5 protein-coding genes are annotated in these 8,063 nt (G+C 54.4%); all 5 read right to left on the minus strand.

Features of this window, described 5'->3' with window-relative positions; genetic code table 11:
• Window positions 1-450: 450 nt before the first annotated feature.
• The 5 genes from EN994_RS00295 to ectB (EN994_RS00315) all read right to left on the minus strand — a co-directional run bounded on the left by EN994_RS00295 (window position 451) and on the right by ectB (EN994_RS00315) (window position 7,257).
• On the minus strand, window positions 451-1,017 hold the full coding sequence (locus tag EN994_RS00295) for a GNAT family N-acetyltransferase (RefSeq protein ID WP_158515808.1): 567 nt from the start codon (window positions 1,015-1,017) through the stop codon (window positions 451-453).
• A 390-nt stretch (window positions 1,018-1,407) separates the two neighbouring features.
• The gene (locus EN994_RS00300; protein ID WP_063169359.1) at window positions 1,408-3,237 is read right to left on the minus strand and encodes an IucA/IucC family siderophore biosynthesis protein; all 1,830 of its coding nucleotides are present in this window, start codon (window positions 3,235-3,237) and stop codon (window positions 1,408-1,410) included.
• A gap of 463 nt (window positions 3,238-3,700) precedes the next feature.
• Window positions 3,701-5,002 carry a diaminobutyrate--2-oxoglutarate transaminase gene (gene ectB, locus EN994_RS00305; protein ID WP_063169360.1) on the minus strand — a complete coding sequence of 434 codons (1,302 nt, stop codon included), beginning with the start codon at window positions 5,000-5,002 and terminating at the stop codon, window positions 3,701-3,703.
• A 166-nt stretch (window positions 5,003-5,168) separates the two neighbouring features.
• Window positions 5,169-6,008 (minus strand): hypothetical protein, encoded by an 840-nt coding sequence (locus tag EN994_RS00310; RefSeq protein ID WP_063169361.1) that lies wholly within the window; start codon window positions 6,006-6,008, stop codon window positions 5,169-5,171.
• Window positions 6,001-7,257, minus strand: coding sequence for a diaminobutyrate--2-oxoglutarate transaminase (gene ectB, locus EN994_RS00315; protein WP_063169362.1), 1,257 nt, complete (start codon window positions 7,255-7,257; stop codon window positions 6,001-6,003). Before ectB (EN994_RS00315) ends, EN994_RS00310 begins: the two co-directional genes overlap by 8 nt.
• Window positions 7,258-8,063 lie beyond the last annotated feature (806 nt).

The raw sequence follows: 8,063 nt of genomic DNA on the forward strand, positions 1-8,063 counted from the left end.
GGCATTCGGCGGCGTATCAGGGCCAGCTTCAATGAGCAGCACGCGAGCGCCATAGGCGGAGAGCCTGCTCGCCATCACGCATCCAGAGGAGCCACCACCCACGACGATATAATCGAAAACCACGCAACTCCCCATCAAGGTACCAAGTGTGATGGGCTTCTTCAGCAAAGCGCTCCTCCTACCGCCTGAGATATGGTCACTTACGGCGCGGCAGCTCCACATCATGCCGTCTGTAACGGAGCGATTTGATCGCCAAATCGGTCGAGGGCATGCCCGAAGCGAGACCGAGCGACCCATCTGAACTATCTCTGAACCGACAAGCTCTCAATTCCAGGGCACATGCATCTCCGGACACGCCGGTGCGTCGGTGTGAATGATTGCAAGTTCGTAGGGCGAGAGCAGCGCTCGCCTACGGTTTCTTGCATCACCGTCTTCCGAGAAACAATGATACTAACAAGAGATAACGACGACTTTTTCGATTTTTACAGCAGTCAAGACTGTCACTTCAAAATATCGCATAACTACGTTATTGTAGACCCGGTCTCTTACATAGCGAAGGCCTACTTTCGGTGCTTTCCGAAGCGAACGCGTGTTCGTTGGGCGAATGAATGAAGTGACCTTCTCGAGCGTTAGGTTCTCGAAAGCAAACTGGATCGCTGCCCTGCCGGCCTCTGCGGCGATCCCCTTACCGGAAGACGCAAGGTGGAGGCACGATACGGTTTCCACATTAGTGGGATCTTCGGGCAGATACGGGCCACTGTACATCAATCCACAGTAGCCTGCGAATTTTCCGACTTGGCCTTCGCCTTTTACGAACACCATCCATAAGCCGAAACCATTGCTCTGCCAATGATGGATGAACTGTTGTAGTTTAGCTTTCGATTGCTCTCGGGTCGGATAGACTCCATCCCACATGGCATTTACCACAAATGGATCGCTATGAAGCTCATGTAGAAGAAGCTCGTCGCTATGCGACGGTGGCCTTAGGATTAGGCGCGGCGTTTCTAGAATGTACATGAGAAGCTCCCTTCTAGCCATAAGTTAGAGCCGCACTTACCTCCAACGCGGCCATGATCTCCTAGCATGAGCGTCAAGGCCGCAGTGCTTGATTGAAGGCGTTCGACGAGGTTTATGCTTAAGGTAGCGAGGTCTACACAAATCAAGCTTTGGGCGCCTAACCGTGTCAGTGTTGACGGCACCTGGAAAGCCGGCCCGAAGGCGATAAAAAAATTAGGCGCCTCCTTTCAGAATGGAAGCAGGCGACGCGCTGGTGAGCGGGCGCCTGATACGCGCAACATGCTGCGGCGGCGTTTACGCAAGGGGTTGCTTACCCCAAGGGGGGGGTATGGTATTGGCCCAAAACCGGCTAACTACATTGTTCATTTAAAATACGCGCCTCCTTCAAGCTTAACCTGCACTGGTCACTTTGCGAATGCCCGCCAGTGGGTTCTTCAGCGTGCCGACGGTGTGCAGGTATTCTCCCGGATCACCGAAGTCCACCATTTGCTGGTTTTTTTGTATCTGCAGTCGATTCATACATCGTCGCAGAAATTCTGGAGCGAATAGGTCATGCTGCCTGTATTTTTCGTCATATTCCGGATGTTTCGTCTGGTAGCCAAGGATGGACTCGCTTACGAGCTGCCAGAAGTGTGTCGACGGAAAATCAAGATGTTCTTCGAGTGTTACAGCCAAGTAACGAAAGAAGCAGTCGAAAACGTCGGTGAAAATGAAGTCGTGCTTCATGTCGCGATTTACTTGAATGCAGATCCTCTTAATCTCCTCCGGCACGTTGAGATCTCCGCCTAGAATACGAAGCTCCTCGCCAATGTCTTTCATGATAACTCGCGTCGGAGCGTGATCTTTCATAACTAGAATTATATTTTCTCCATGTGCCATAAACGCTAGATCGTAAGCATAAAAGCAGTGGAGAAGCGGCGCCAGATAAGATTCAAAATAGCGGCGTAGCCAAGCGGCGGCGTCTAACCCCGAGGCATTGATGAGGGCTGTCACGAGTGCTTCACCATTGTAATCGACATGAAGCAGCGACGCCATTGTCATCAGACGTTCCCCTTCTTTCAACTGCCGAAGGGGGCTTTCCCTCCACAGCGCAGAAAGCATCTGCTTGTAAGGGGAGTCCTTCTTGAGGGCGGTGTTGAAACAACGATTGCGATAGCCAATCGTCGCGACCTCGCGAAGGATGCTGAAGCCGTTGGCGGCTAAATAGGAGTCACTGTCGAGCAAATTCTTCAACCATTCGTTGATGGCGGGCGTCGCCAGCATGTGTGTCGGTGACAAGCCGCGCATAAACCCCATGTTAAGTATCGACAGCGCCGTTTTCACGTACCGTTTATGCGGATCGCTTATATTGAAAAGTGTGCGGATCGATTGCTGGGCATGATATATGTCCTTCCCCTGGCCTAGGCAGACAATGTGCCGGTTGGCGATATCCGCCGCGAAGATAGTTGAGAGCCGATTGAACCATTGCCAAGGATGCGCTGGCATATAGATGTAATCGGTCGAGTTTAGTCCCTTTTGACGCAACGCTGCGTCGAACTGTTCCAGCGCCTGTCGACCGAGTTCCTCGTGCATGAGAAGGTCGTAGTCGAGCGTTGAAATGGACTTAAACGTTGCCATTTCTTTATGGACGGCCAGCCATATGAGTCTTATCGAACTGCCCACCTCCGGCGCATAGCGACTATAGTCGAGCGCGTCAAAGCCAATGCGACCGTTATTCGCGATAAAGGTCGGGTGGCCCTCCGTCATGCCAGCCTCAACGATCTGGTAATCGGCAAAAGCCAGTTCTGCGGCGGATATCTCTGTTTTGGCCTGCTTGTACGCGCTGCCATACAGCGTGCTGCTGATCTCCTGCAGGTAAACCGGCATCATCTCTTCCTTTATGCCAAGATGGCGGCTGAACTCAATAACAAAATCAAGCGCATCCAGGGGGGCCGGCCTGCCCTCAATCCTTTTCTCCAGAGAGCCGGCGTCCACTTGCCAGTGATCTAGCAGGAGGCGCCGAGCCTGGAACCAATACTCCAACCCAGGGGTCTCGCTTTCCAGCACATACTTCCCCCAGTCGCCTTCCATTCGCTGGAGTCGAGGAGCAATTAGCAACTCGTGTGCAAATTCGCTGATTGCTTTACGGATAAGGAGCCGGTTGGCCTTTGCCCATAAATGCGGTTTCAAATGCTGCGTTACGCGTTCGGCTAGGCTTATCTCATCGTCTCGGGCTGTCATATCACTCACGATCTCAACTCCTTCAGAACGTAACGGTGTAAGGTTCGCGAACGCGCCTTACACTCGTCTCGCCAAACTTCGACGTCGCACAAAATCCGTTCTATTTTTCATCAGAAAGGATAAGAAATACCGGACCTCTTATACAAGTTAATTTCTAATGTGTTGTGTACCGTTCGTCTTCGCTCGTGATAAACCAGCAATATTACCATCTTACTTATATAATATATTAGAATACCGGTTTCACCGGCCCTGGACGTCGTCCTTCATCTTGCAACGAGCAAGAAGTGTGTATTGATTTGCACATGCCGTACTGTCGTTCGATCACGTCAAGCGGTCGGTGTCCATTGTTTGAGCTCTCCGAGTGTCCATTTTTGCTGTCCGTCTCCATACAATCGCATACGTCTAAAGCGGAATTTCCTTTGCTTGATAAGCCCAGACTGGGTAGGGGGGACTGAGTGAATGCCTACTCCGCTGAAATGCTGTCCTGCACCGCGCCAATGCTGTCGCGTACGATCGACAGACCACGGCGCAGTTCAGCCTCGGTTATGGTAAGGGCTGTCATGAACTTGAGCACCTCACCATACGAGCCAGCGATCTCGATCACCAAGCCGCGACGAAAAGCTTCCCGGGAAATGAGCCCCGGCAATGAGTGGTGCTTTGGTGATACGAGTCCATACATCAAGCCGCGGCCTCGGACATTCAGAGCAAGGCTGGGGAAGTCGTCTGCGATCGACTTGAGTTCTTGAGCCAAGATGGCTGATTTGCGAGCAATCTCATCTTCAAACTTGGAGTCGGACCAGTAAGTCTCAAGGGCCGCACGAGCAGTGACGAAAGCATAGTTGTTGCCCCTGAACGTGCCGGTGTGCGCACCCGGCGTCCAGACATCAAGTTCAGGCTTCATGAGGACAAGGGCCATAGGCGTTCCAATTGCAGACAACGACTTTGACAGGGTAACGATGTCCGGCACGATCTCAGCCGCCTCGAAACTGAAGAATTTCCCTGTGCGACCGACACCAGCCTGAATATCATCGAGGATCATCAGGATCTCGTGCCGAGAGGTCAGATCACGCAGCCGTTGCAGCCATTCAACGGTAGCAGCATTGACACCGCCTTCGCCCTGCACTGCTTCTAGGATCACCGCAGCGGGTTTGCCGAGACCACTGCTAGGATCATCGAGAAGCTTCTCGAAATACTCGATCGTGTCTGAAGCGCCGAGATAGCCCTCGTACGGCAACGATGTCACGTGCGCGAGGGGAAAGCCGACAGCATCTCGGAACTTCGTGTTTCCGGTTGCCGCCAACGCCCCAGCGCTGACTCCGTGAAACGAGTTCGTAAACGAAACGATGTTTGACCTGCCGGTCACTTGGCGAGCTAGCTTCAGAGCCGCCTCGACCGCGTTCGTACCTGTGGGGCCAGTAAATTGCAATTTATAAGACAGACCGCGGGGCTTCAAAATAAACTGCTCAAAAGCTTCGATGAAGGCCTTCTTGGCGGTCGTAGCAAGGTCGAGCCCGTGCACAATTCCGTCGCGCGCAATGTAGTCCAACAACGCCCGCGTGAAGGCTGGGTTGTTGTGCCCGTAATTCAAGGCTCCCGCGCCTCCCAAGAAGTCGATGTATTCCCGACCGTCTGTAGCTATGAGGGCAGTGCCGACGCCTCGATCGAACAGAACTGGGAACGCACGGACGTAGCTCCGCACCTCAGACTCAAGACGATCAAAGATCGCGAGGCTTACATCGTTTGTAGGAGTAAACTGCTTCTTCATAGGGCGAGTCCTGAATTGTAGCCTGCAAAGGCATCAGCCCAAACTGTCTGGCGAAGGCCATTTCAATCGGTTCGAGGTTCGGCTTGTATGACGGCAGCATGAGCAGTCACACGCCTGGCCACGCCAACTCACGGCCCAAGCCAGTCGATCGCTGCGAGGTCCAACGTCACGTCCACCAGAGAACAAGATCAGGCCGCGCAAATCCGAAAAAGCAATTCAGCACTAGGCGACGCTTTCCGTCGCCTAATTGACCGGTAACCCCGTGAACGAAGCCGCCATCGATTAGGGCGATATCCCCGGTTTTGAGCTCGAACTCGCGGCAAGGGACGGCTTCCAGATAGGCTGCCGAATAGGGATATCCAGTGGTCTCCACACCTTGCGATATCCGGTCCGCAACCGTCGGCTTGTGGCTCCAGAGCTTCAGATTGCCGCCTTCCTCAGGCATGCTGGGATAGAGGTTGAGCGCTGCGACCGTATTGTGCGCCACCGCAGAAAGCTCGTAATCATCGCCAGCACGTAAGACTTGAGCGACGTCGTCGTGGGGATCCAAGGAAAATGTGCCTGTGCCCGACCAACTGAGGCCGCGACAAACATTGGCCTGGCCGTGTTCGGAACGGGCTAGCCGCAATTCGATTCCCTGGTTGTGAAGCTCTCGCTTCAACGCCCTGAATACTGCTCGAACCGGGTCAACCAAATTCTTAAAAAGGGCATCGACGTACGGCCGCGCGTTTTCGGCGTCTGCGAAATAGGTGGCTGCATCCTTCCTGTAGTGAGATGCGCCGACATATTGTCCGGGCACACCATCTTTACGCTCTCTGAGACCAGAGCTTCCAATAAAGTTCGTAGTGATCTCCTCGGCTACTTCGGTGCTGAAAGCTTGCTTGATGTGCAGAGCGGTGAGCTCACCTTTCAGGACCGAGATGATCTCCGCCGTGTTGATCGACCCGGTCCGTTCTTTGATCGAAACCGGCGAGATGGCTGGCACTTGAGATATCTGACTAGGCATTGTCTTGCTCCTGTAGTGCGTGTTCAAGGATGGTGATGCCACGATCGAGTTCGGCATCGGTGATGGTTATCGGTGGGAGGACTTTGATAACGTCGCGATTTGGCCCCGAGGATTCGATAAGAAGGCCATTTTCGAATGCGACATCGTGCACGCGGCCGACAACTGCCGGTGAACGGCATTTCAGGCCGGCCATCAGACCGCGGCCGCGCTTCTGTTCGATGTATCTTGGAAATTTCGCAACCAGGCGATCGAGGTGCGTTTGCAGCCTGACGGCTGTCCGCTCGACACCTGCAGTAAATTTCCTATCCGACCACATCTTGCACATGGCTCCTGCCGTCACGAAGGCGAAATTGTTGCCTCTGAAGGTCCCGCTATGTTCTCCGGGCTTCCATATGTCCAAGTCGGGTCGAATCAGAACGATGGACAACGGACTACCTGAACCGCTTAGGGACTTGGAAAGACACACAATATCCGGTTCGATTTTCGCGGACTCGAATGAGAAGAAATCGCCAGTTCGGCCCGCACCCGCCTGAATATCGTCGACGATAAAAACAATGCCGTGCGTACGGCAAATGCGCTGAATTTCCGTGAGCCAAGCTGCGGATGCGGCGTTCATGCCGCCTTCGGCCTGGATGGTCTCCAGAATGATTGCGGCAGGCTTTTCTATGCCGCTCCCCGGGTCGCTCAAAACGCTGTCGATGTAACTGGCGGAATCGAAAGCTTGGCTCGGATAGCCGTCATAGGGAACACGGATCACATCGTGGCGAGCGACGCCTCCCAGTTCCCTGGTTGAGGCCGAGCCCGACACCGCTAGAGAGCCGAGCGACATGCCGTGGAACGCATTCGTAAAGGCCATGACGCTCGAGCGGCCGGTGTATTTTCGCGCCAGCGCCAGCGCCGCTTCGTTGGCGTTCGTGCCGGTCGGCCCGGGAAACTGAATCTTGTACGAAAGGCCTCTGGGTTTCAGGATCCAATCGACGAACCCTTCAATGAAGTCACGCTTTGCCGCCGTATGCATATCAAGCGACAGAAGAATGTTCTCACCGACGAGATATTCAATCGCTGGCGCCATAATATCCGGATTGTTGTGCCCGTAGTTGAGTGCGCCGGAACCCACCAGGAAATCGATAAAGGGCTTACCCGTCTCGTCCCAGATCGTCGCCCCAAGGGCCTTCGTAAAGACGGTGGGGAACGCCCGGCAATAACGACGAACGTTAGATTCATGAGCCGTGAAAGCGTCGGTGTCCATATCAAGTCCTCTGCACATAGTCTTTCAAAGAAGAGAGCTGTTTAATGGCTAGTGGTTTGCGGCAGATGTTCGTCGCTTAACGTTGAAGCAGAATGCCGGAGGCAGCTTTGTTTGGTCTGGGTTTGGTCTGGTGATGCCGGCATCCTCATCAAATATTGTTGGGTTGCGTTGCCCTCCATTCGGATGCTTTCGAATGTGCTGCAACAGGATGGCTTCTAAAGCTTCCGCGAAAGCATCGCTACTATGGCATCAGGTAGTTGACGTACCCACCCTTCGCTGCCCATAGCGCTCCGGACAAATGAATGAGTCCAAGGAGATCAGCAGGGTCGCGTCGCCAGAGGTTGTGTCGCTCGGCGGTAGCGAAGCCGCTCGCGAGCGCGCTCCTCAATAGCGCCGTAGCGAGCGAGCGGCTTCGCGGCGGTCATCAATATTCGCCGTTCAACCTCGGGCTGCGGACACCAACCTGATTCAAGAAACTATTTGATGACCGATGACACAGCGAAAGCCACGCTCTCTTTGAGAAGAATGCGGATTCCGATCTCTTGCGCGATGACTGGCCCGAGCCGCCGGATCAAGAGGGCGGGGCCGCCGTGGACCCCCTTGACGGAAAGCCCGTTCGTAGGCCAGGCGGAAGCAACCGGGAGACGCGCTGGGGAAGGGCCGCATCGGTTTCGAGAACGTCCACGACCGCGACGGCAACCATCCCCGGCCGCAGCTGGGCTGCTGCCTTCAGGCGAGTCGAAAAGGAGATCGTCCGGGAGGGTGAAGGCGTTGACGAGGTGAGCCGTGAGTAAGCAATCAAGCTC

Origin of the sequence: Mesorhizobium sp. M7A.F.Ca.CA.002.09.1.1 (genome assembly GCF_003998555.1) — a bacterium.
GTDB classification, from domain to species: domain Bacteria; phylum Pseudomonadota; class Alphaproteobacteria; order Rhizobiales; family Rhizobiaceae; genus Mesorhizobium; species Mesorhizobium ciceri.